The sequence below is a fragment of the Sphingomonas sp. GW821-FHT09B04 genome (assembly GCF_059418285.1).
Genome location: NZ_JBWKPO010000001.1, coordinates 1,022,936 through 1,046,335, shown reverse-complemented (window position 1 = coordinate 1,046,335; position 23,400 = coordinate 1,022,936). Strand labels below are relative to the sequence as shown.

Genomic DNA, 23,400 nt, shown 5'->3' with positions numbered 1-23,400 from the left:
TGGATCAATCGGGTGACGCCTGTTTGCGTTCCGCGACACGGCGTGCATCTTCGCGTGCCTCACGCCGCAAATGCCGAGCGTAGCTGCGAGTATGCGCGTGATAATATAAGTAGCCGATGACCGTCGCGACGAAGATCGCGAGCAGAAGCATGAGCAGATAGGCGGCGATTAGTCGTGGTTCCATAATGAACCTCCTCTGGCCGCAGATCGCGGCGCGATATTCGAGCGGGATGCCCGGTGACAGCCCCCTCAGGCGGCTGCGGTGATTTCGTCGCGATCGTCTTCGGTGCCCGTGACCGTCATCGACATCGCCGTGAAGTTGTCCGGGGCGCCAACGAAGTTGCTCGCGATCGGCGGAATCTGAGCAATGTTCCGCGCCACGACTCCTCTGAGGTTGCGGTGGCTTCGCAACGTGCGGTTCGACAGGCGCACCTTCTTGGTGTTCGCGCCTCGATGACAACGTGTTGAACCGGATCTTCTATCCTGATCCCATTGGCGCCATAGCGAATCGTGTTTAGCGACAGTCTTGCTGACGAACCCTGGCTGAGCCGGCGCCAGCCCGAAGCGCCGCCACAGCGTTCATGCACGCTCGCTCCGTGACATAGCCCGCGCCACTGGCGACCGGTTGGCCGTCCGATGCACAGAATCGCCAGCGCCAGTCGCCACCTGAAAAGAGGATCGAGGTGAGGTTCACGCGATCCGTCCGATAGATCTCGAAATAGGCTTCTCTCGCCAAGGCTTGGCGGGGTGTCGGGGCAACGGGTTCCGCAAGCGCCGTGAGCGCACCGGCGACATCTTCCGGCACCTCGGCTGCGCAGCGCCGCGGTTCATCGAACCCATGATGTGCAAAGCTGTTCGTCACGTGATTTCTCCCTTCGGCAAGCGGGAGCAAATCCGTTTCTCTCGGGCGTCGCGCGCTTGCGAAGCGTGTAGGGCGACGATCCATCGAGCATAGGCGCATTCACTGCAATTGACCATCCCGTGCTACGATCAGTCGCGGCGGCGAGCCGTCCGGGAGAATAACGATGACGATCCGCACGACGCGCGCAACGCTCACCTTCGGATCTCCATTCCGGCTCAAGGGCATCGGAGAAGAGCTCCCGCCCGGCCGCTACAACGTCGAGACCGACGAGGAGGTTCTGGAGGGACTCGGTCACAATGCGTTCCGGCGCGTGGCGACTTTGTTGTTCGTTCCTACGGCGTCCGGCATGCGCATGTGCACGGTGGATGGCGACGAGCTCGACGCGGCGGTCGCAGCAGACGCACGATAGCCGGCGGCACTTGCGGGCGGGTGCGGTAACGCCCACATGCGAAGCACTGGCGTGTCGTTCCGGCATGCCCATTCGCATAGGCGGCGCTGGCTTCCGGTTGTGAAAGCGACGTGTCCGTCGCGGCCCAGCGACCCGAACGGCTCATTCTCATGACAGCAAGAGACATCAGGTTTGCGCGTGACGCGCGCGAACGCATCATGCGCGGTGTCGACAGGCTCGCCGACGCGGTACGGGTGACGCTGGGACCGAAGGGCCGCAACGTCCTGATCGATCGCGGCTATGGTGCCCCGCTCATCACCAAGGATGGCGTTACCGTCGCCAAGGAAATGCAGTTCAGCGACAAGTTCGAGAATCTGGGCGCGCAACTTCTGCTCGCAGTGGCCTCGCAAACCCAGGACCATGCCGGTGACGGCACGACCACGGCGACCGTACTGGCACAGGCGATCGCACGTGAAGGCATGAAATCGGTGGCTGCGGGTGCGAGTCCGATCGACCTCAAGCGCGGCATCGACCTCGGGGTTGCACGAGTAGTAGCGGATCTGATGGCGCGGTCACGGGCGGTCTCTGGCACCGAAGAGATCGCTCAGGTCGGCATCGTCTCCGCCAATGGCGATGTCGAGATCGGCCGGATGATTGCCGCCGCGATGGACAAGGTCGGGAAGGAAGGCCTCATCTCGATCGAGGACGCCCGCGGCACCGAGTTCGAGCTTGAGATCGTCGAGGGTATGCAGTTCGATCAAGGCTATCTCAGCCCCTATTTCATCACCGATACGCGGAAGATGATCGTCGCGCTCAACGACCCATATGTCCTGCTCCACGAGAAGAAGCTCTCCAACCTCCATCCGCTGCTACCGGTGCTGGAGGCCGTCGCCCAGTCGGGCCGGCCATTGCTGATCATTGCCGAAGACATCGATGGCGAAGCGCTCGCCACGCTGGTCGTCAACAAGCTTCGCGGCGGACTCAATGTCGCGGCCGTCAAGGCGCCGGGCTTCGGCGACCGCCGCAAGGCGATGCTCGAGGACATCGCCATCCTGACCGGCGGAATCGTCGTATCCCCCGACCTCGGCACTAAATTGGAGCATATCGCGCTCGAAGAGCTTGGTACCGCCCGGCGCGTGACGATCGATCGCAACGACACGACGATCATCGATGGCGCGGGCGATGCCACGGCGATCGCCGGCCGGGTCGGCGCCATCAAGCAACAGATCGAACTGAGTTCGAGCGAATATGACCAGGAGAAGCTGCAGGAGCGGCTGTCCAGGCTTTCCGGCGGCGTCGCAATCATTCGCGTCGGCGCTTCGACCGAAGTCGAGATGCGCGAACGCAAGGACCGGATCGACGACGCGCTGCACGCAACGCGCGCCGCAGTCGAGGAAGGGATCGTTACCGGTGGCGGTGCCGCGCTGCTCTATGCTTCGCGTGCGCTCGACGGGTTGCTCGGCGCCAATGACGACCAGACCCGCGGCATCGACATCGTTCGCAAGTCGTTGCCGGCACCGCTCCGTCAGATCGCCGAGAATGCCGGTCACGATGGCGGGGTCGTCGCCGCCCGGCTAGCGGACGGCAACGACAGTGACATGGGCTTCAACGCCCAGACCGAAATCTATGAAAACCTGATCGAAGCGGGGGTGATCGATCCGACATTGGTTGTCCGCTCCGCGCTTCAGGATGCGGCGTCGGTGGCCGGGCTGCTACTCACCACCGAAGCTGCGATCGTCGATGTCCAGGCACATTTACCGCCCTCGCCGATCAAGGCGACGGGCAGCGGTTACTGATGCAGTTCACCCCCTTCAGGAGTAGCGGTATGTCGAAAGTCCCTGTCCGCCCTTTTCTCGTGACCAAGGATGAGGACGGGCTATTCCGCGTCACACTGCGCACGACCAGATTCAACTCGCAGGGCTACCCGCTCGTGTCGAGCGAGGTGCTGGGAGATACATTTCGGACACAGACGGCGGCACGCGCGTTCGTTCGCGAGACCTATCGTGCCGAAGCGAATGAGATCGCCACCAAATAGCGCGCTACTTTCGGCTCGCGCGCATGCCTTGTGCTTCGCCTGAAGGGAGAGTGTGACCCTCAGCAAAATCTGGGATGCGCATATCGGTAACCGCCCGCGCAACTGCTCCGGGAAATGCTCTAGCGTCGACGGGCGCCACGCGGCGTACCGAACCCTGATCCCGGCGTTCTCTCACGATAGATGATACGGCCCTTGTCGAGGTCGTAGGGTGTCATTTCCACCTGGACGCGATCGCCGACGACCGAGCGGATACGGTTTCGCCGCATCCGGCCCGCCGTATAGGCGATGATCTGATGGTCATTCTCCAGCAGGACGCGAAAGCGGCCATCGGGCAGGATCTCGTCGATCATGCCGTCGAAGGTCATCAGCTCTTCCTTCGCCATCGCCTTCAGGCCCCCGGGTCTGCAAAGCCGCGATCCGGGTTTTCGCTGAACATACGATCCTCCAGCAGTGACGGAGCGTAGAGCAGCTCCTGATCCCTGCGCGCGTGCCGTTGCTCACGGCGTTCGGCGGTGATCGCCTCCTTTGCCCATGCGGCCGCCGCAAGCATCGCCACGCCCTTGACGTTCGCGAGCGCTGCATCGGCGGCAAGGGCGCGCTGACGTGCTTCCTGCGCGCGGCACATGGCTAGGGTCGGCTTCATGCGATATCCTTTCAAAGAGCACGCCAGGGAAGACCCGGCAGCCGTATCATGTCGCAACCGCAATCGACGCAGCAGCTTGCGCTGTAGCCCCGATCCCAATGGTTGCGTGCGGGATCCGGAACATGGGTCCCGAACAGGCGATGCAGGAAGTCAGGCACACGCACCGACTCGTCCACGCCGTGCGGCGGCGATCGCGTCTTTCAGGCTGCCGTAGCGAAACCCGTTCCAGTGGAAATAGTCGACTGGGATGCACTCGATCCCATAGCTCTCCATCATAGTGGCGGGGTCATCGGGAACAGGTGGAGAAGGCTGAGAGATGAGGGGTGGCATGATGACTCTTCCTTGGTTGCGAGGATGTGCCGGCTCTAGCTGATGCGCTGTTGCGTCCATGGCTCACGGGCAACCGTGCCTTTCAGCACGCGTCGGCCAAAGGCTTGCTCCACCACCGTTGCGGCATCGCGGTTCATGAATACGACACGCGTGCCTTCCGGCAGCAGTGGTTCGATCGCACTGATCATCGCGCCGCATTTCGCCGCAATGGCGATCACCTCCGCAACGGTCGCGTTGACGTTCAAGGCGCGCGACATGACACGCATTCTCCCTGAGTAGCCTCTGGATCGGGCATCGCAACGCCAGTCGAGAACAGTGAAAGCACGGGCTGATGGCGAACCTGCGCAACCGGGGGAGTGCTCAGGATTGTATGGGAAGGAAAGCGCATGCGCAGCTCCATGAAAGAGCGGGAGCGCGCGTATCTCTCAGTCGTCTCCGTGCCCAGAAAGAAGCGGAGCGATGACATCCATATGGGTGTGAGGCGCATGCATTACCAGTGGACCTCAACCAGTAGCTGCCGTCACCGTGCAGCCTGACTGTTATTCACGTGGCGGCATCGGCGACTTATTCGAAAGCGACACGGATGGTGGGACATGATAGGATCGCCCTATCGTGCCCCCTTCCCCGAGCAGGCACGCCTGAGAGTATTGCGCTCCCGCTCGTCGGAGCAAGACAATGGACATCAACTACTTATTGCGACGGGAGCAGGAGTCTCTCGCGAGAGCTGAATCGTCGCCCTCTTCCGGAGCGCGAGCGGCCCATCGTGCGTTCGCACTCGCCTATGGCAAGCTTCTCGCGGCGAGCAGCTATCCCCATAACCGTTTTCAAACAGACTCTGAAAGATCGCATCTAAGGGGTGTTCGAAAACGCCTCCATGCTGCGGTGGCAAGATGGGAGAATGAAGGCGGAAGTGTCCAGAATAGATATTAAGTAATTAAGGGAATAATATTTGGCATGATTTCAATGGCCCAACCCTTTTCAGCCGCGATCTTTCTATGTGTCACTTTCGTTTTGCCCTAGCCTCATCTAATGGCTATGAGCAATAATCATGAAAAATATGTACCTGATAGCCGCAATCGTGGCCGTCGTCGCTCCGACGGGACGACCGGGCTGATCATCGGTGCCGGAGGTGGCCTCGCCGGTCGGGCGATCGAGCGTGGCAACGTTCGCTGCCGATAAGGTCGTGACGCATCTCGCAAGGAGGGTGGCGGGTTTCCCCGCAGCCCTCTCTGGCTGGTCATAGAAACTACGGTGCCGCACTGCAGGCACTCAAGCGCTGGAATTACGTATCGAGCTGCATATCTTCCTCACGTACATTCTATTGGGCGTGATCGCTCTGCTCGTCGGCGTTTGCATATGGACGCTAGTTCATAGCGCGTATCGACGGAGGATGGCTCGTCAGAAGTGAAGACCCGCTTGAGCCGGTGCGCATTACCCGTCGCAGTGCGATGCAGGGGTGAGCGGGCTGCAAGAGAACGTTGGCGCATCGCTGACTGCCTTATTCAGCTTCCACCGCTCGAACCGATCCGGGCATAGAGCTGCAAATACGCGTCAGCCATTCGCTCGACGCTAAAGCGCTGAACGACCGTCTCGCGCACCCGTGCGCGGTCGAGCGTTTCGACCCGGTCAATCGCGGCGACGGCTTCCTCAACGCTATCGACCAGAAAGCCGTTGACCCCATGCTCGATGAGCTCGGACATCGATCCGCGGCGCATTGCGATGACTGGCGTACCGCACGCCATCGCTTCGGCGACCGACAAGCCAAATGGCTCTTCGAAATTGATGAGGTGAAGAAGTGCCCGCGCGCTGCCAAGCGCGTGAAGACGCTGCGCCCCGCCCACAGTGCCGTGATAGCACACCCGCTTGTCGTCAATCTGCGGTAGCACCATGCTCGCGTGATAGCCCTCGTCCTGGACGAGGCCGTACAGGTTGATCGTCCGGCCGCTTGAACGTGCTGTCGCGATCGCCTCGGCTGCGCCCTTGTCCGGGTGAATGCGTCCGAAGAACAGCAAATCCTCGCTGCCTCGTGCGTCGAACGGGAATTGATCGACGGCGATGCCGTGATGGATGGTGGCAGCGTAGCGCAGCGCCGGATGGCGATCCGCCTCACTGATCGCGACAAAATGAACGCGGTCCTGATAGGGCGCATACATCGGGAGGATCCGCTCGGACGAAAATCCGTGAATCGTCGTGACGATCGGTGTTTTCGTCAGGTTCGCGAAGGCATGCGCCGGAAAGTCGGCCTGATTGTGAATGAGGTCGAACGTATCGGCCTGCTCGAAGAGATGAGCGAGATGACGGAATTCCCATACCTTCGCGTCGATCGAGGGATCATCGTTGTATGGCGCGGGAACGACGCCAGCGAGACGCGCACTGGTCTGGCTATCCAGCGTCGCAAACAGCGTCACGTCCGCGCCGCGAGCAACCAATGCCTCGGTGAGCAGGCTGGTCACTAATTCCCATGGACCATAGAGGCGGGGCGGCGTCCGCCAGGCGATCGGGGCGAGCATAGCAATGCGCATGTCAGGTCTGATACTCAAGCTGAAGCACGACGCCTTCGTTTCCGGCAAGCGTGGTAGAGGCCGTTGTCCCGCCCAATGTCGACGCCAATAGCAGCCCGGCGCGCGTGCCCGGAGGATATACAAGCGGTTGCTGCTCGGTGCCCATGTTCAAGGCGACCAGCAATCGTTCCCCATTCAGGATACGCTCGTAGGAGAGCACGTCGCCTCGCGCGGTAACGGCCTGCATTCGGCCAACCGCCAGCGCGGCGTGTCGCCGCCGCAATGCGAGAAGTCGGCGATAGAGCGACAGCATCGATTCCGGATCCTCCGATTGCATCGCCACGTTCCGGACTTGCCAATCGGGGTTGAGGGGAAGCCACGGATTCACGTCACTGAAGCCAGCGTGCGGGGAAGCATCCCACGGCATTGGCGTCCTTGAACGGTCCCGTCCGATGCCGAGCCCCGGCTGGCGCAAATCCTGGGGATCCTGAACCCGTTCTGGTGGGATTGGAACTTCTCCGATGCCGAGCTCATCGCCTTGGTACAGTGTCGGTGTGCCGCGCAGCGTGAGCAGAAGCATCGCCGCGACGCGGGCCTGAGCCTCGCCGATGCGTGCGGCGATGCGGGGCGCGTCGTGACTGCCGAACACCCAATTGGGCCAGCCGAAATCTGGAAGCGATGCTTCATAAGCTCGAACGAGCTGGGCGAGGGTCTCGGCATCCCATGCATTCTCGATCAGCTGAAAATTGAAAGGGAGATGCACTTGCGGGCGCTGCGGCGTGCCGTACCAACGCGCGTGCAGGTCATTGGGCAGGAAAATCTCGCCGATCAGAACACGATCACCGTAGCTGTCGGAGAGTTCGCGAAACGCGGCGGAAATGTCGTGCGCTTCCGGCTGGTCGGTCGAATGAAGCTGGATGACGCGATCGCGTTCGGTCCGGCCAGGAGCCCAATCCGGATTGAGCGGGTTATCCTCTAACCCCTCGGATTTCACAATGTGCCAGAGGACATCGATACGGAACCCGTCGACACCGCGTTCCATCCAGAAGCGCAGCACGTCCATCATCGCGCGCTTAAGCTCGGGATGGCGCCAGTTGAGGTCGGGCTGTTCCTTCAGAAAGGCGTGGAGATAATATTGGCCGGTGGCCTCGTCCCATTCCCAGGCTGAGCCGCCGAAGTCGCTGATCCAGTTGTTGGGCGGGCCGCCGTCGGGCGCTGCATCGCGCCAGACATACCAGTCGCGTTTTGGGTTCTTCGGGCTGCGCCGGCTCTCCAGGAACCAGGGATGCTGGTCCGAGCTGTGATTGGGAACGAAGTCGAGGATCAGCTTCAGCTTGCGGCGATGAACAGCCTCGATCAGTCGATCAAAGGTATCGAGATCGCCGAAGATCGGATCGATCGCGCAATAGTCAGCGACGTCATAGCCGAAATCCTTCATCGGCGAAGGGAAGACTGGTGAAATCCAGACTGCATCGACGCCCAGCGTAACAAGGTGATCAAGGCGCCGCTCAATCCCTGCGAGATCTCCGACCCCATCCCCATTCGTGTCCTGAAACGAGCGCGGATAGATTTGATAGATGACACCACGCTCCCACCATGGCTGCGCATCTTTCATGCCGGCTGCCTGCTCCCGTATTTGCGATAGACCTGAAGCGACGCAGATGCCTGAGGGTTCCGCCTTCCGAGAAATTGCGTCCTCATCACCGAACTGGTTCAATTCGCGAGATAGCTAAACGTCTGGTTGTGCGGCGTCGTCATTTCGAAGCTGCCGTTCCGCTCACGGCCCAACTGCGGTCGTTCGCTGATTCATGGCATATTGGTACAAATGCCATGAGCGCTGCTGGCGCCTGTCAGCCCCAAGAACTGCGCTGAACCTCTATCAATTTCTTCGAGTTGGACGACGAAGACGAACTAATCGCAGCCGGGGGACGGCGTAAGGGAGGGGCATCGGCCTACTCGCGTTTCCCATAGATAGAGGATCGTCAGCGCGCCCCTCGGTTACGCGCGGTAGCTGTCCCCGGCAGGCCGATGCGATAGATCAGGATTCGGCTGTCGTTGTCGAAGCCTGAGTCACAGGACTGGTCAGACATGCGGCAGCGGCGGGCGATGAAGTCGTTGTCGTTGCCGACGATCAGGAAATACGCGTCCGGATGATCCGGTTCCAGTGCAGGCACTAGATCCATTGCCTCCCATTTTTCGGACAGCGCCTCGACCCCGAGACCGAACCGCGCGAGTTGCACGGGATTGAGCATGTTCACCAGTTCGACCCATTCGACCGGTATGATCTGCTGCTTCAGCTTCGGGCTGGCCTGATCCTGCAGCACGCTGGCGGTTCCGGTCTCGTATCCGGTTCCGGCAAGGTTGGTCGCCCCCGCGACATCGGCCAGCAAGATGCTCTTGTAGACGATCGGCGCGTTGCCGGCGGCACCATGCCCGGCACCATCACGCGCCAGCATCAGGAAGCGACGACTATCCAGTGCGACGATTTCACTTTGTGCGGCGGTGCGGTTCGGGGGGGCACCGTTGCCGTCGTCATTATAGGCGGGCAGTTGCAGCACATAGTGCGCGACCGGTCGAGACGGCGTCGGCGAGCGGCTCACATCATAGACCAGCACGCGGGTGTTGAGGCGGCCGGCGGCGCTGCCGCGAGCGCTGTCCTGGATCAGCGCGCTTTGCAACGCCACGAACAGGGTGCGGCCGTCGGGCGATAGCGACATGCCTTCCACGCCCTGATTGTTGCGCCGGCCGGAATCCGGCGCCTGCAACGAGCCGAAGAACGGCCGCCCGTCGCACTGGGGCAGAATGGCGGCGGGCGGACGGATGACGCCGCGCAGGCGGCCGTGCTTGTCGAAATGATAGACGTTGGCGGTATATTCGTCCCCGATATAGAAGCCGCCGTCGCGTGTGAACTGCAGCGACTCCGCGTCGAGCGACACTTTGCCGCGCCCGACACCCTCGGCTGGCGCGGGCAGCAGGGTGCCGCGTTGTGTCAGCATGCTTGCAGCCGGATCGGCGCCGGTAAATGGCCGGCCATGAAAGTCGCGCAAGACCATTCCGCGATCGGGAATGAGATCCACCCGGCCATCGCCTAGCGTGAAACGGATGCGGAAGCGATGCAACCGCGCCGGATAGTCGAAGAAGAGATTGGCGCCGGGATCGTTGCGCCCGCGGTCGGGCAGCGTCCAGAGGATGCCCTCATAATGGGCGCCGACGCGCTTCCAGCTGCCAGGTGCGATCTTGAGCGAGGAAAAGGAGCCGAGCGTGTCGCCGAGAAAGTCGAGCCTATCCGCGGCAAGTCGGCCAGTACCGACCAGACCGTGATTTACATAGGTCTGGCCGTTCAGGGAGATGCTGCGCGCGCCCGCTGTCTGGTCGAGATGCGGCCGGGTGATCGCCTCCTTCCCGGCGGCAAGGCCGGGAAGGAGGGCGCACAGGATCAACGCCGCAACGCCTGTCCGCCTAGAAATCAAAGCTGAGCGACCCGAACACCTGCCGCGGCGCCGAGGCATGGAACACCACGAGCGTACCGGACGCATCGTCGGGCGCGAACACGCTGCTGTCGAAATTGGTCGCATAGCGCTTGTTGGTCAGGTTGGTGATGTTGAACGACAGCTTCGCTCCCTTCATCGGTCCAAAGTCGCCGAACCGGTAGCCCATGCCAAGATCGAAGGTGGTGTAGCCACCGAAGCTCTGGTCGTTGGTGTAGGTATAATAGCGACGGCCGGTATATTTGCCCATCAGCGAAGCGGAGAAACCGCCCTGCGTCACGGTCACCACGCTGGCCAGCATTTCCTTGGGCGTATCGACCTGCTGCTTGCCGGCGGTCCGCTTGATCACGCAGGTCGCGCCCGTACACCAGTTGAGGTCCTCGTCATAGGTCGACTTGTTGTACGATGCCGAATTGTACCAGCTCAGCCATGGCACGGGCTTCCACAGCACGCCGAGCTCCACGCCCCGGCTGGTGATGCCGCCGGCGTTGTGGAACGAGTTACCGCAGCCCGGATTCTGCTGCTGGTTGGTGGGGCACGGATTATACTGCAGCAGCCGCTCGTTGAAGTGCGTGTTGTACGCCGACAGCGAGACCTGAAGCGAATTGCTCACATAGCGATATCCGCCGTCGAAGCTCTGCGACGTCTCGGGCTGCAGATGCTTGCCCTGCAGGTCCCAGATGGCCTGCGACACCGACTGCGGACCGAGTTTGAAGCCGCCCTGGAACATCGCCATGTTCTCGGAATAGCTTGCGAACAGCTCATGCTTGGGCGCGACCTGCCAGTGGACCCCGACTTGCGGCAGGAAATAGTCCTTCGCGACCAGTACGCCGCTGGCAAACTGGCTCGACGCCGGTGGTGTCGCCTTGGCGATGCCGTCGATCGCCCGTGCATCCGATTTGGAATAGGTACCCTTGAACCCGAAATCGAAGGTCAGCGTGTCGTCGAGCAGCTTGATCGTGTCCTGAACGAAGAATTGCCGGGTCTTCCAGCGGGTTTCCTGTACCCACTGCGCGGTGTCCGGCTGGCCTTTCAGATACTGGCCCAGGTCGAACGGTCCCTTGACGCTGGTCCAGATGTAGCGCGCGGCGCTGCTCGTGTTCCCCTCGACCCAGAAACCGGCCTGGAAGTGGTTGAAGCCGAGCTGCCAGCTGAGGCTGCCGAGCACGCCAGTGCGATCGATCGTGTAGCGCGTATCGCGGATCTGCACCGGGACGTCGTCCGAGGTATCGGCTGTTCCCTGCTTCGACCAGCCCATAATCCAGTTGTTACCGGCGCCCTTGTTCTTGTGATGATAGCCCTGCACGCGAACGCTCAGCGTCCTGGTCAGGTCGAACTCGCCGGTCAGGTAGTAGAGATTGTCGTCGCGCAGAATCTGTCCGTTGGTGAATGTGACGTCCGAACGCTTTTCCGGCAGCACCGAATCGAGGCAGCGAGTCGGAGCCGTGGGGGCAGTCACCGCGCAGTAAGCGCGGTCGAGATAGGCTTGCCAGTTCGGGGCATAGCCGCCCTGATCCCAGCCGAGCCGCGCCAACATGTCCTTCGAGATATAGGCGTCGCTCGCCTGGTTGGTGCGCGAGATATCGGCGAAGGCCGTGATCTTGCCGCCATCGAACTCGTACATCAGCTTGCCGTTGAACTGCTTGCCAGTGGACTTGTTGTAGGCCGCCTGATTCACGAACAGGTCGTATTCGTGATACTGGCCGGAAAGATAGGCCGAGAAGCCGCCATGCTCGCCGGTGTCGAAGCGCAGGAAGATGCGCTTGGCGCTCTCGCTCCCGATGCTCGCATTGACCGAAAGCCCCAGGTCCTTGCGCGGGTTGCTCGACATATAGGTGACCGCGCCGCCGAGGTTGCTGGTCGATGGGATGGAGAGGCCGGCAATGCCGGTCGCCACCTCGGCGCGGCCGAGATTCTCGGAGATCAGCGCGCGGCTGATGCTGAGGCCGTTATAGTTGTTGTAGGCGCCATCGCCGAGCGGCACGCCATCCAGCGTGTAGCCGAGATGGGTGGTGTTGAAGCCGCGCACCTGCAGCGTCATCGACTTTTCGTTGACGCCCAGCGCGTCGATCGACTGTGCGCTCACGCCTGGCAGGAAGTTCAGCGCTTTCTGCACGCTGACGCCGGGAGGCAATACATCGAGGTTGGACGGCAACAGGGTCGAGACCGAGCGCGTCTCTCCGCTGCCGACGATAACGATCTCACCGTCTGTTTCGGTGTCTGCGCTGGCTGCAGTATCGGTACGGTCGTTTGCTTCCGCATGCGCGGCAGTCGCAAATGTGGTCAGCGCTGCCGACGCCATCAGAAAAGCAAAAGTACCACCGTGGCACAGTCCCCGGCGCGAAAGATCAGTCATGCATCATTCCTCAACCCGACCACCGGCGGCGGTCGATCCGGCCGCGGGAGCTAGATCCGGCGCGAGGCAAGTTTGTTACGGCGCCGCGATGCTTTTGTGACAACCCTCGATATCGTCGCCCTGTCGCGGTGCAGCAACACTTCTAAAATTCAGGGCTGGTCCTGTAGAACCCGTGCGGTCGCCCAACCTGATCCGCGAGCGGGACCGCCTTGTCACGCCGCGCTCTACCCCGACTCTATTGGCGAAGCGAGGTACAGGACGTGCCACGCATCGCGTTCGAATAGTGTAACCGCTTTATATCTAGCGCTGCAGTCGGGCAGCTTTCAGGAATATTGGGGGGCCATGCTGTCATTTGACGATCGACGCCTCGAACAGCGGTAAGCGCCCCCTATCGACCGCTAGGTCTAAAAGCAGCCGTTCTTGCCCGTCTTAATGTCGCGGCAGCACCGGGTGGTGCCCGCGCAAAGACTTTGCCGAACGCAATTCTGGCCGCTGGATGACCGCTATGAGGGCGCTTTGCTGTCAACTCCTCTCCTAGCAGCTCACAGGTGTTCGCCAATGTTTGACGGGGTCAACCTCTCCAGCAATGATCGAGCGATGGCATCTTGATGAGATGTCCGTGAAGCTCATCGGCGAGATGGGCCCGGCGCTGGTGGCGCCGGACCCGTCCCCCCTAAGCCGCCTCGTCCTAGCTCAATGCTGGATTGTTCACGGCGTTAAGATATTTGAACCAACTGCTGCCGGCGTTCGCGCCAAGCGCCGACTCCTGCGCCTTCTTCGCGTTGCGCCACCCCTGCGCGGTAGTCTGGGCGCTGTCGAGATCCGATCCCGTCTGTGCAAGCTGCAACTTAAGAATCGAAGGACCGGAGATTAACTGGTCCATCGCTTGTCCGTCCTTATCGATGGTCGATCCTTGGAATGTGGTGACGTCCCAATTCGCCGCCGTTCCGTTCTGGCTGTTCACCGCCGCATAAGTTTGCGGCAATGACGCAACCGCACCGCCGGCTGCTACAATCGACGCGCGCCTCCAGATGTTAAAGGCATATGGGTCAGGCGAGCCGACGTTAGCTTGGGGCGCGTTATTGATCCGTCCGACAATCCGCTGTCGATGTTTGGCAATCAGGAATAACAGCACGCTGCTCGCCTTCGTGGAGGACGCCCTCACTGCAGCGTTGAAGCCTAGGCGTTCCCCGATTCCCAGCGCGGTCAACCAGTAGCCGACCGAGAAATCATGCTGACCGAAATCGTCGCCGACCGTGCCCATCAGTCCGAAGCGGCTAGCACCGGCGTAGAACACCTTTGTCGGGTCGATCTGACCGCCCGTCATCAGATTGGTTGGCGGCGTGTCGAATCCTGGTGTGCTAGTCTTGTGATTGTCATGGAACCATTCGAAGTCCCCTTTTATGAATTCGATGATCTCAGCGCGACTGTAGAGCCGATCCGAATTTGCGGACGCCGTCTTCCAGGCAAGAGCCGCATGCAGGAAGCCCCACGCGCCTTCTCGATCTGCCATCCGGAAGCCGGAAGATTCGGCCAAGATGTAGTTTCCATATAGTCGAAATTGATCCCACAACTTGTGACCGAAAAACGCGAACTCCGGTGTCTTCCAGAGCAGGGAGCCCCAGTGTGGATATTGATGCGCGTGCATCGCGTCGATCGCGTTGGTACCGAAATAGGGTTTGTCACCAGCAAAGCCTTTCGACGGGACGAAGGTGCGAAAAGGCGGCGTTGAAGCTACGAGGTCATACTCACGCCCGCTCTGGATGTAATAGGCCCGCTCGGGCGGTATCGAGCTTTCACCATAGCCGTAATAATGATGGCGCAACGCGACCGACCGATTGGCATTTGCTCCCTTGAACAACGGCACGCAGCGTCCCTGTTCGAAGCAATGATATGGATCGCTGGCATAGCCAGTCACGAAGTCCAGAGCGATTGCTTTCCACGGCTTGCCGTCGTGCGGGCGGACCATGGTCACGTCGTACATGTATTGCGCGACAGGCTCAGGTATCGCAGCTCGATCGTCGCGCGTCCCGCCCGGCCCGGTCAACGGCGACCGGCCCATCTGATTGAATGGCGTATACCGTAACCAGGTGGATGCGACCGCTGCAAGCGAACTGGCGGAATACAGGCTGCCTTTATGCGGATCCTGCGTGAGGCCCGCCTGCGAAGTAAGCGCCGCGTAGTTCGTCGGCTCAAAGGGCATCACCCGCGTAGCGCCGAAGCCATTCAGCTGCGCACCCGGGGTGAGCCGCAAGTCCCCGCCGTTGCTCGAAAAATGCGTATGCTGCGCATACGGCACGGTTAGGTCATAGCGCGGCAGGCGAGAACTGATGGTTGCCTGATCGTAGCTAGCCGGGTCGCTCGATCGCCACACGACGGCCGATCGAACCGTCCCATGGGGGTACCATTTGTTGGTGGCGTTGGTGACCGGTGCGCCGTTTCCGTCGAAACTGCCGGCAAAGATGTGTGGGATGTCCGTGCCGTTCAGGGGACCACCGTCGGGACGCTGGACGCGAGCGATCATATTCCCCGACTGGTCTTCAATACGCCATTTGTGAGGCACCATGTAGCTGTTCAAGCCCGCCGGATCGCCGAACGGATTTGCGGGCATTGCTGAAGCCGCCCAGTCATAACCAAACTGGAACTGTACATAAGAGCCCATCCGGAGTGCTTCGCAATAATAAGCGATGCCGTTGATGAGCGGCGGCGCCCCTTGGGGAAGACATTCCGTCCACGGGGTCTGATCTGCGCCATACAACGGGTCCTCAAGCCGGCAGTTCTGGCGGGCAGGTTTTGTCATTACTAGCGCATTCGGATGGTTGACCGCTGAGCCCGTCGTCCAATTCTCAAGCACTGCCCGATAAGCGGCTCCCGCCGGTACTAGCAGTGGACCGATCACCACATCGAGCGCCTGCACGCTGCCACCGGTAGGCTGATAGGTCACAGTCTTTGCCGATTGCGGCGCTCCGACAGCGCTGGCATCAACATAGAGAGTCTGCAAACGAGCCGCCGAAATCGTGCCGGAACTAACCGATACATACGAGTAGCTCTCGCTCGGCGTATCCAATTTGACGCCCACGGACGCAACCTTGACCGTGCCGCCCGCGGCAGGATTTCCGGTCAGCGCATTACACTCGAGTGCGGCATTCGGTGTGATGCGAGGCTTGATGCCGGTCGCGATGGGCGAACCGACCTGCACGCCGTTGCGCAGGAAAACGATTGTCCCGCCTGCGCCGTTGGGATTGTCCGTGTAGCGGACCGACGCGGTTTCGGAGATCGTATTGGAGAAAACTGCCGGGCTGGCGTATTCCTCAATGATACCATTGCGCTCGATCCGCACGCCGACGCCAGCCTGCGCCCAATCGCCCATCAATATGATGCCGCCTTCGTAATAGGAATATACGGACGCAATCACCCAGGAGTTGGCCGGTACGACACCGGAAAAATCGAGCTGTAGCGCCACTGGAGTCTGCGTTCTGGTGGGGTCCGCGTGCGCGGCCGCACTGATGCCCAACGCAGGACTGGATAGGTAGGCGCCGCCGGTGAGGGTGAGATGGCTTGCCGCAAAGGTGCCGCTTCCCGTAAGCGACAACGGTGCATTCGCGACACCGCCGCCGGATTGTGTGGCGACGAATGGGCCGGTAGCGTTGGCAATCGCATATGACGATCCCTTGGTGACAGTGGTTTGACTGACCACACGCTCCACCAGAGCCAGGCCCGACGGGATCGTCAGCACGTAGCTCGCCGCTGGTGTAGGAAGATAGATATCCAGCGGAAAGCGCGTCCCGGGATCGCCATAGACCGTGATCCCGCTGCCGGGAGGCGTCCCAAAGTTCGTGCCGGTGTCGCCAATCGCAACAACATGATTGGCAGCAGCGCCAGTGCCGCTTCCGGCCTCGAGATTGAACAGCTTGAAGATGCACGGATATTTCGTCGGAGATACATTCTCCAACCGAATGCCAGCCCAACGCCCCGCAGGCGCGCCAGTCACGTTCCCGGACAGCCGCTTCTGGCCATTGGGTTCGACACTGTCTGCAGAGATGGCGAGCGTATCGAGCACGACCACCGCCGATCCGTCGGAACTAGCCAGCGCCTTGGCGGTGACGCCGGCCCATTGATTGGTCGTCTGACCGCCATAATTCAAACTGGCGACGATGTCGGCCACACGAGATAGCGCGATTGGCGAGCCTGCATCGATCATTAAGTCGACTGTAAGGGTTCCGGTCCCGCCAGTCGGAAAATTGGGTATCCAGTAATTGCCGTCTTTCAACGCCTGAAGCTGTGGAGCGGTCCCGGCTGCAAACGCGGGGGGAGTGGCGCCGGTGGCAAAAACGCGGGAGCGTACGTCAACGGCTGACGCTGCAGTGATTAGCGTTGACGCGCCACTAGCCTCATTCGCAGAAACACCGAAGTAGACCGGAGAAGGAAGTGTCGGCGATGCGCCGGAGCCGCTCTGCGCCTGAACCCCAAGTGCCTGGAAAATGCACGGGTAAGCGCGTGGCACTGCAAGCAGCCGAAGCCCGACCCAGCGCGCAGACGCCGCGCCAGTAACGACGCCTGAAATTCGCTTCTGGGAATTGGGTTCAACCGCGTCACTTACGATCGACAACTGGTCCAGCACGGAAACGGCACTGCCATCACTGCTCGCCAGCGCACGCGCCGTGACGCCTTGCCACTGGTCGGTCGTCTGCCCACCGTAGTTCAGGCTCATGGTCGTATCGACCAGCTTGCCGAGCGTAATGGCAGTGCCGAGGTCCAGCAGGATTTCAACGGTGAGGGTGCCGGTCCCCCCAGTCGGAAACGCGGGCAACCAGAAATTGCCATCTTTAACGGCTTGAACGGCTGCAGCATCGCCGGCGGTGAATGCCGGGGCCGTCGTGCCGGTGGCGTACACGCGGCTGCGTACGCCGATGACGGAGGCTGCGGAGATCGTTGGACCATAGGTAGCCGATCCGCCCGATCGAGTCACAACCAGGTTCGCCGCTTCGGCGGACGTCAGGACCGCGCCAGCTGCAAGGGGCGACGCGCCGGGCGACTTTCGCACCGATGCGACCTGTGCCGGGACCTGCGTAACGGTAAAGGCAACGGCGCCGGTCGCTCCGCTGACGCCAAGAGAAAGATTTTGCTCGGTAACGCCGTCTGGAAAGACGATCTGAGTGGGACCCGTGATCTGCATTTTTTCCTCCGATTCTCGATCGCACGCGCGATAGGAACATAAAGAGAACATGCAGAATCCAACATTGCACGCTTTTTTTGGGCCGTTCATGAGGGCTGGTCGAAGGAGCGAGGGAGGTGGCGGCGTAGCGTGGCAGAGACGGCGGATGAGTCGGAAATCGAGAGCCAAACCGCCGAGTTCGTTTTGCAGTTTTTCGTTCGTCGCCAAAGGTGATCCGGCTAGTGGTCCACATGTACTGCGTTTCCCGCTGTCGCTTTGAAACATGGAGGACTGTTGTTCGAGCGCGGGAAAGACAGCTTACAGGTATCGCGATGCGCATTGCGAATGCTTGCCTCGGGGCGCACCACTAACCCGCACATGATGCAAGGTGATGCCAATGCAGACCGACACTCCCGACCGCATCCTCCTGATCAAGACCGTCCTAGAGCGTACCGGACTCAGCCGCTCGACCATGTATCGGAAGAGGCAGAACGGTACGCTCCCCAGGAACGTGCAGATCAGCATGCGCTATGCTGGCCGGCGCGAATCCGCTATCAACGCCTGGCTGCGCAATCCGATGTTCTACGACATCAATGCCCATCTCTTGGAATGACAGCTACGCCCCTTCATGGCCGACATTCCGGTGATCGGTGAGAGCACCGAAAAGCTGCCATTCATCTAGCAGGTAGCAAGCCGCGAGGGCTCTTGAACGAGCTCCCGGGTCCCGCCGATATACCAGTTCGATGCAAATGGTACGGCGATCGCGAAAGAGGTTTCTATCAATCCGGCGATCGCTGCGATCGGACACTCAATAATATTCCTAATTACGCCGTTAACAATACTTGAATCCGACGCACCTTGTCAAGATGTAATATGTGTTACTTGAATGTATTCATTCTGGTTCATGTTGTTCTACAATAATTATTGAATGTCCGATAAGCATCGGGAATCCAAGGGGGCGGATTGTGGATTCTCTTCAAGCTATCATATTGCCTGTGCTTGAATCTGTACCAGACTCGTACATCAAGAACGATCTGGTACGATGCTTCGCCGAGCAGACTGGCCATCTCAGCACTATCGAACGGGGATTCTGCGCGCTGACCCGACAGCGGCAGGAACCCGAAACACTAAGCGGCTTCTTTCACAGCTGGTCGCAAACCAATAACAGTGCAGTGACCGTTGCGGGGATCGGCAATCGTTTGACGCTCATGCTTCATCGCGGGCAGCAGGTCGGTAATCAGGACGCACTGCTACGCGTGCTCACCAGTCTCGACCGCATCATTGATGAGGATCTGGCAGTCACGCATAGGGTACTCCATTCGGATATGTTCTACTATATGGCGACTGACATCGTCGGTGATGATCGCTGGCTCTCACGGCGCTACCTCCATCCTGCAGCGAAGGCGTTCAAGGAATGGAAGGATCATAACTCGCTGCGAGATCGGGACCCCATGGTCGCGCTGCTCACCACGCTGGTGCATGAGATTTATACGCACGGCGAGGTCGAGTTCATCTTCCCGCTGTTCCGGCGCTGGCTGGCCGAGGAATATGGCTTCACCGACGCGACGATCCGGCGCACGCTCGCTTGGATCAGTGTCCACACCGGGCCGACCGAGAAGAACCACTTCTTTCACGCACTGAGCGCGCTCGAGCATTTTGCCGAAGCGATGGGCGTCTCCGTCGCCGATTATTCGCTCGACGACATTATCGAGACCTATCTCGAAAAGAAGGCCGCGGTGCTCGACCATCTTTGTCTGCGTGACGCGCTTGAGGTCGAGGCAGTCCATTGAGCGACGCTGGCGTCGCCGCGCCACTATTGTGGATCGGCGAGCACGACTTCGCCGAGGACTTGCGCTCGACGTTGGCGGTTCGATTGGGCAATCCACCTATCATCGATCGCGAACATATTGCGGCGACGCCGGTGTTGATCACGCCCGCTTATCTGGCCCGGCTCGATCGGTTGAACCAATTGCTCAACAAGGCGCTGCACGCGATCGTCGAGCGTTATTTCGCCGATTATCGTATCCGTTCCATCTATGCGCTGTCCGAGACGATGGAAGCGATCCTGCGCTTGGCGCAAGGAAGGCCTTATCGCGTCGGCTGGCACCGTCCGGACCTCATCCACGACACCGCTGGCCGACCACGCGTCTGCGAGATCGGCGCCCGTTATCCGCTCAACGGCTGGATGGTGAGTGAACGCGCAGCCGAAGCCGCGGTCGAGGCCGGGCTGAGTGAGGTGACAAGATACGGTTTCGTCGATGCGCTGTGCAGCCAGTATCGCTCCGGCGATACTGTGGCGATGCTACATGCGGACGAGGCTGGAACCGAGATCTTCTTCCTTGCTGAGGCGCTTCGCGAGCGCAGCATCGATTTCGTGTCAGTTTCTCCGGCGGCGATCGAACTGGAGGGGGGGGAACTGCGCACGGCCGGGCGGACGATCGATCACGTCATTCTCGAGATGGATCGAAGCGAGCTACCACTTATCCCCGGCGATGTTCTGCAGCACCTGATCGAGGCAGGGAGCTATTTCAACGACATTCGCACGCTGATCCTGGTTCATGACAAGCGCGTGCTCGCTGTGCTGTGGGATGATGCGATCCGCCGGGATCTCCTGTGCGCAGACGAGGCGGAGGAGCTGCACTCCTTCCTGATCCCCTCATGGACGGTAACTGACGCCAGTGGCTGCGAAGCATTGCTATCGCGGAACGAGGACATGATCGCCAAACGGAGCAGCGGTGGTCGCGGGATTGACGCGCTGGTACGCCGCGAGTGCAGCGAGGCAGTTTGGCGTGCGCGGATCGAGCGCGACTGGTCGAAAGACATGTATCAATACTATCTTCCACAGTGTGATTTTGGCGCGCCCGGCGCTGATCGCGCAACGAATCTGATCGGGTTGCAGCTGTGCCGCGATGCGACCAGCTACGGCCCAGGAATATTCCGCGGGTCCAATGCGTCGGTGATCAATCTCCATGGTGATCGCGGTCTGATCTATGTTCCGCTGATTGCGCAATGAGCAGCCTCGCAGTCGTGATTCCGCTATTCGACAAGCGGGAGTTCATAGGCGAAGCTATCCAGTCACTTGCCAGTCAGGAAGCCCCGCCGGATGTGTTGATCATCGTCGATGATGCAAGCACCGATGGGAGTGCGGAGGCCGCCGAGCGGGCGCTTGCCTTCCACGCCACAGCATTAGGCGACACGCGAATCGAGCTAGTGCGACGGGCGGAGAATGGCGGCCCCGGCGTAGCGCGCAACATCGGAATCGAGCGCGCCGACTGCGAGTTGCTCCTCTGCCTCGACGCCGACGATATGCTGCGCCCCGATGCGCTACGGCACATGCGGGAGGTTATGGATCGTCATGCACTGACGATGGCGGTGATCGGTTATGCGAGCGAACCGGTAGGCGAGATCTTCCCGGACGTCGAACAACTTGCCGCTGAACTCGAGCCGATCGACGACGGACTATTCCTCCTCGTCCAACCTCTACGGGCCGCCGCACATCCAGAGTTCGTGATGGGCCGCGCTAGCAATGTCATCGTTCGGCGCCGCTGGCTCGGTGCACACCGCTATGGAAACGCCCGGCTCAACGAGGGCGTCGATCTTTGGTATCGGGTGCTCAGGGATATCGCTGCCGCCGATGCGCGAGTGGGGCTGATCGCGACTCCCCTGATCCGCTTCCGCGTCTCACCCGATAGCCTGTCACATCGCCGATGCGATGATTGGCGCACGCTGGAGGCGCCGCCGACAGTATTGCGATATCGCCACAGCCCCGACCCCAGCGATCGCAGGATGGCGGAGATGCTCGCCGCGCGCTGGCACGACCATGCACTCGCGACGCTGCCCAAAGAACAGCGACCCCTGTTCCTTGCGCATTATCGCGATCTGCTCCGAACGACTGTCTCGTGATCAGTCCTGGCGATGAAGCGCTGCTGCGCGACGGTTTCGCTCGGGCTCGCGCGCATAGCTTCTACCGCGACCATTTTGCTGGGATCGACGACTATCGTGTTGCGCCGGCAGTCGATAAGGCGGTGTTGAAGCCGCACCTCGATCGCTTCACGCCCGGCGCCGAAGCGCGCGGCGTCTATCTGGTTCGCTCGGGTGGAAGCACCAGCACGCCGCTGGTATTTCCGGTCGATATCCACGAGAATCATGCCCAGCGTCATGCGCTTGCCACCGCGTTGCTCGCCCAAGGGATACTCGGCGCGAGGACTGTAGCGCTCAATCTGTTCGGCTATGCCGACATGTATCGCACTGCGGCGATCGTTGACGACCTGCTGGAACGCTGTGGCGCGACCTCGCTGCCGATGAGCGCGCATGCCCGCTACGAAGACGTCCTGGCGTCGGCGCGGCGATTCGCGCCGACTCATCTGCTCGGCACGCCCTCGAAGCTTCAGCTCTTGGCCGAATTCCTCCGTGCCGCCGGGGGCAGCCTAAATATCCCCCAGTTACTCTATGCCGGAGAGCCTCTTCCTGCAGGCGCCGCGAAGCGCTTCACCCAAAGCTTCGGTACGCAAGACTTCTCCTCGCTCTACGGCGGCGCCGAGACGGGCATCTGGGCGTGGTCCGAGGAGAGTCGTAAGCCCGGGCTGTTCCGCATCCTGCCGCAAGTAGTTGTCGAGGTGATGTCTCCGGACTCAGATGGGTTTGGCGAACTCGCGATCACCAACGGCTATCGAAAGCGTTTTCCGGTGTTCCGCTATCTCCTCGGAGATGTCGGCCGTCTAGTCGAGCGTGACGGCACTCGCCTTCTCGAACTGCGAGGGCGCAACGCGCGCTCGTTCCTGCTTGCCGAGCAGCACTTCGACCTTCCGCTGTTTGCACCGTTTGTCGCGGGCGCTGAGGCATTTCAAATTCAGTTGCACCATGGGCAGCAGGGCTGGGATCGTTTGGATTTGCTCCTGGTCGATCCGATCGAGAGTTGCTCGATCAATGCTGCCGCAGGCGGGCTTACGCGGCTGATGCGTGATTTGGCGCCACGCGTAGATGTCGATGTTCGGCGCGTGACGATGGCAATGCTTCATCACGACCCCGTGACTTCCAAGGCACCCGTGATTGCCGACTTTCGGCGTTGATTGAGACCCATTCTGCAATAGCTACGACGACGTCTCGGCTGGAGAGACAGCTAGACGCGCAAGTGCTTGCATTCACCAAGCACCGATTAGAGATCAACGCCTGCTTTCGGTTGCTCCTTGCTGGATGCGGGCGTTAGCTAACGGCCTAAAACCCGTCGTTCCAAGGGTCTGTCCGATTTCGTGCGAGCTTCGCCGCGAAGCCGCCGTTCGGCTGACAGCCCATTTCCAGCCTTCCGAGTAGTCTGGTTCGACATGTACGCTTTCACCGCCCGGTGCTCTCACGTACCGTCAGGTTCCAAGCCCGCTCAGCAAAGCCGAAGCGAGTGAGGGACGAAAATGTGGGCCGATTCGTGAGTTCCCCTTAAGGGCAATGATATTCAAAGCATTTTTTGCTTGAATGGTGGAGCTGAGGGGAATCGAACCCCTGACCTCTGCAGTGCGATTGCAGCGCTCTCCCATCTGAGCTACAGCCCCGCTCCACCCCGGCGTAGCCGGAAGGTGGTCGCTCTAGCTTCACCGCAACGCTGATGCAACGGCCCGTATGCGCTTTTTGCAGCGCAGTTTCAGGCCGCG

At 60.8% G+C, this 23,400-nt stretch carries 20 protein-coding genes and 1 tRNA gene; 8 read left to right on the top strand and 13 right to left on the bottom strand.

What is annotated here, in order from left to right:
* Positions 1-4: 4 nt before the first annotated feature.
* The 3 genes from AC07NK_RS05155 to AC07NK_RS05145 all read right to left on the bottom strand — a co-directional run bounded on the left by AC07NK_RS05155 (position 5) and on the right by AC07NK_RS05145 (position 862).
* Positions 5-184 (bottom strand): hypothetical protein, encoded by a 180-nt coding sequence (locus AC07NK_RS05155; RefSeq protein ID WP_495169482.1) that lies wholly within the window; start codon positions 182-184, stop codon positions 5-7.
* Between the two features lie 65 nt (positions 185-249).
* On the bottom strand, positions 250-432 hold the full coding sequence (locus AC07NK_RS05150) for a hypothetical protein (protein WP_495169481.1): 183 nt from the start codon (positions 430-432) through the stop codon (positions 250-252).
* An 82-nt stretch (positions 433-514) separates the two neighbouring features.
* The gene (locus tag AC07NK_RS05145) at positions 515-862 is read right to left on the bottom strand and encodes a YegP family protein (protein ID WP_495169480.1); all 348 of its coding nucleotides are present in this window, start codon (positions 860-862) and stop codon (positions 515-517) included.
* A gap of 163 nt (positions 863-1,025) precedes the next feature.
* On the opposite strand from AC07NK_RS05145, the gene AC07NK_RS05140 reads away from it, so the two are divergent.
* From AC07NK_RS05140 to AC07NK_RS05130, 3 genes are all read left to right on the top strand, one after another.
* Positions 1,026-1,271: a hypothetical protein gene (locus tag AC07NK_RS05140; protein WP_495169479.1), complete on the top strand. Its 246-nt coding sequence runs from the start codon at positions 1,026-1,028 to the stop codon at positions 1,269-1,271.
* A 149-nt stretch (positions 1,272-1,420) separates the two neighbouring features.
* Positions 1,421-3,046, top strand: coding sequence for a chaperonin GroEL (gene groL / locus AC07NK_RS05135; RefSeq protein WP_495169478.1), 1,626 nt, complete (start codon positions 1,421-1,423; stop codon positions 3,044-3,046).
* 29 nt (positions 3,047-3,075) lie between these two features.
* Positions 3,076-3,285, top strand: a complete 210-nt coding sequence (locus tag AC07NK_RS05130) for a hypothetical protein (protein ID WP_495169477.1) — start codon at positions 3,076-3,078, stop codon at positions 3,283-3,285.
* Between the two features lie 119 nt (positions 3,286-3,404).
* On the opposite strand, the gene infA is transcribed toward AC07NK_RS05130, so the two are convergent.
* From infA to AC07NK_RS05085, 9 genes are all read right to left on the bottom strand, one after another.
* Positions 3,405-3,668 carry a translation initiation factor IF-1 gene (infA, locus tag AC07NK_RS05125; protein WP_495161003.1) on the bottom strand — a complete coding sequence of 88 codons (264 nt, stop codon included), beginning with the start codon at positions 3,666-3,668 and terminating at the stop codon, positions 3,405-3,407.
* A 5-nt stretch (positions 3,669-3,673) separates the two neighbouring features.
* A complete protein-coding gene (locus AC07NK_RS05120; protein ID WP_495169476.1) occupies positions 3,674-3,928 on the bottom strand; it encodes a hypothetical protein in 255 nt (84 codons plus the stop codon).
* Positions 3,929-4,078: 150 nt separating this feature from the next.
* Positions 4,079-4,258 (bottom strand): hypothetical protein, encoded by a 180-nt coding sequence (locus tag AC07NK_RS05115; protein ID WP_495169475.1) that lies wholly within the window; start codon positions 4,256-4,258, stop codon positions 4,079-4,081.
* A 35-nt stretch (positions 4,259-4,293) separates the two neighbouring features.
* Positions 4,294-4,515, bottom strand: coding sequence for a hypothetical protein (locus tag AC07NK_RS05110; protein WP_495169474.1), 222 nt, complete (start codon positions 4,513-4,515; stop codon positions 4,294-4,296).
* A gap of 1,245 nt (positions 4,516-5,760) precedes the next feature.
* Complete coding sequence (locus AC07NK_RS05105; protein WP_495169473.1) at positions 5,761-6,780, bottom strand: glycosyltransferase family 4 protein; 1,020 nt, start codon at positions 6,778-6,780, stop codon at positions 5,761-5,763.
* Position 6,781: 1 nt separating this feature from the next.
* A complete protein-coding gene (locus AC07NK_RS05100; protein WP_495169472.1) occupies positions 6,782-8,374 on the bottom strand; it encodes an alpha-amylase family glycosyl hydrolase in 1,593 nt (530 codons plus the stop codon).
* Between the two features lie 367 nt (positions 8,375-8,741).
* Positions 8,742-10,199: an esterase-like activity of phytase family protein gene (locus AC07NK_RS05095; protein WP_495169471.1), complete on the bottom strand. Its 1,458-nt coding sequence runs from the start codon at positions 10,197-10,199 to the stop codon at positions 8,742-8,744.
* Positions 10,200-10,218: 19 nt separating this feature from the next.
* Positions 10,219-12,603 (bottom strand): TonB-dependent receptor, encoded by a 2,385-nt coding sequence (locus AC07NK_RS05090; protein ID WP_495169470.1) that lies wholly within the window; start codon positions 12,601-12,603, stop codon positions 10,219-10,221.
* Positions 12,604-13,291: 688 nt separating this feature from the next.
* Positions 13,292-17,986 carry a hypothetical protein gene (locus AC07NK_RS05085; protein WP_495169469.1) on the bottom strand — a complete coding sequence of 1,565 codons (4,695 nt, stop codon included), beginning with the start codon at positions 17,984-17,986 and terminating at the stop codon, positions 13,292-13,294.
* A 169-nt stretch (positions 17,987-18,155) separates the two neighbouring features.
* Here AC07NK_RS05085 and AC07NK_RS05080 point away from each other — a divergent pair, with 169 nt between their 5' ends.
* From AC07NK_RS05080 to AC07NK_RS05060, 5 genes are all read left to right on the top strand, one after another.
* Positions 18,156-18,371, top strand: coding sequence for a helix-turn-helix transcriptional regulator (locus AC07NK_RS05080; RefSeq protein ID WP_495169468.1), 216 nt, complete (start codon positions 18,156-18,158; stop codon positions 18,369-18,371).
* Between the two features lie 586 nt (positions 18,372-18,957).
* Complete coding sequence (locus AC07NK_RS05075) at positions 18,958-19,548, top strand: hypothetical protein (RefSeq protein WP_495169467.1); 591 nt, start codon at positions 18,958-18,960, stop codon at positions 19,546-19,548.
* The gene (locus AC07NK_RS05070; protein ID WP_495169466.1) at positions 19,545-20,771 is read left to right on the top strand and encodes a hypothetical protein; all 1,227 of its coding nucleotides are present in this window, start codon (positions 19,545-19,547) and stop codon (positions 20,769-20,771) included. Before AC07NK_RS05075 ends, AC07NK_RS05070 begins: the two co-directional genes overlap by 4 nt.
* Positions 20,768-21,661, top strand: a complete 894-nt coding sequence (locus AC07NK_RS05065) for a glycosyltransferase family 2 protein (protein WP_495169465.1) — start codon at positions 20,768-20,770, stop codon at positions 21,659-21,661. Before AC07NK_RS05070 ends, AC07NK_RS05065 begins: the two co-directional genes overlap by 4 nt.
* A 125-nt stretch (positions 21,662-21,786) precedes the next feature.
* Positions 21,787-22,827 carry an AMP-binding protein gene (locus AC07NK_RS05060; protein WP_495169464.1) on the top strand — a complete coding sequence of 347 codons (1,041 nt, stop codon included), beginning with the start codon at positions 21,787-21,789 and terminating at the stop codon, positions 22,825-22,827.
* A gap of 398 nt (positions 22,828-23,225) precedes the next feature.
* Here the strand turns inward: AC07NK_RS05060 and AC07NK_RS05055 are convergent.
* A tRNA-Ala gene (locus AC07NK_RS05055) sits at positions 23,226-23,301 on the bottom strand.
* Positions 23,302-23,400 lie beyond the last annotated feature (99 nt).

Coding starts and splice junctions, on each gene's coding strand:
- AC07NK_RS05090 (WP_495169470.1), bottom strand. CDS start 12,603: ATGACTGATCTTTCGCGCCGGGGACTGTGCCACGGTGGTACTTTTGCT.
- AC07NK_RS05105 (WP_495169473.1), bottom strand. CDS start 6,780: ATGCGCATTGCTATGCTCGCCCCGATCGCCTGGCGGACGCCGCCCCGC.
- AC07NK_RS05100 (WP_495169472.1), bottom strand. CDS start 8,374: ATGAAAGATGCGCAGCCATGGTGGGAGCGTGGTGTCATCTATCAAATC.
- AC07NK_RS05120 (WP_495169476.1), bottom strand. CDS start 3,928: ATGAAGCCGACCCTAGCCATGTGCCGCGCGCAGGAAGCACGTCAGCGC.
- AC07NK_RS05110 (WP_495169474.1), bottom strand. CDS start 4,515: ATGTCGCGCGCCTTGAACGTCAACGCGACCGTTGCGGAGGTGATCGCC.
- AC07NK_RS05130 (WP_495169477.1), top strand. CDS start 3,076: ATGTCGAAAGTCCCTGTCCGCCCTTTTCTCGTGACCAAGGATGAGGAC.
- AC07NK_RS05155 (WP_495169482.1), bottom strand. CDS start 184: ATGGAACCACGACTAATCGCCGCCTATCTGCTCATGCTTCTGCTCGCG.
- AC07NK_RS05140 (WP_495169479.1), top strand. CDS start 1,026: ATGACGATCCGCACGACGCGCGCAACGCTCACCTTCGGATCTCCATTC.
- infA (WP_495161003.1), bottom strand. CDS start 3,668: ATGGCGAAGGAAGAGCTGATGACCTTCGACGGCATGATCGACGAGATC.
- AC07NK_RS05115 (WP_495169475.1), bottom strand. CDS start 4,258: ATGCCACCCCTCATCTCTCAGCCTTCTCCACCTGTTCCCGATGACCCC.
- AC07NK_RS05080 (WP_495169468.1), top strand. CDS start 18,156: ATGCAGACCGACACTCCCGACCGCATCCTCCTGATCAAGACCGTCCTA.
- groL (WP_495169478.1), top strand. CDS start 1,421: ATGACAGCAAGAGACATCAGGTTTGCGCGTGACGCGCGCGAACGCATC.
- AC07NK_RS05065 (WP_495169465.1), top strand. CDS start 20,768: ATGAGCAGCCTCGCAGTCGTGATTCCGCTATTCGACAAGCGGGAGTTC.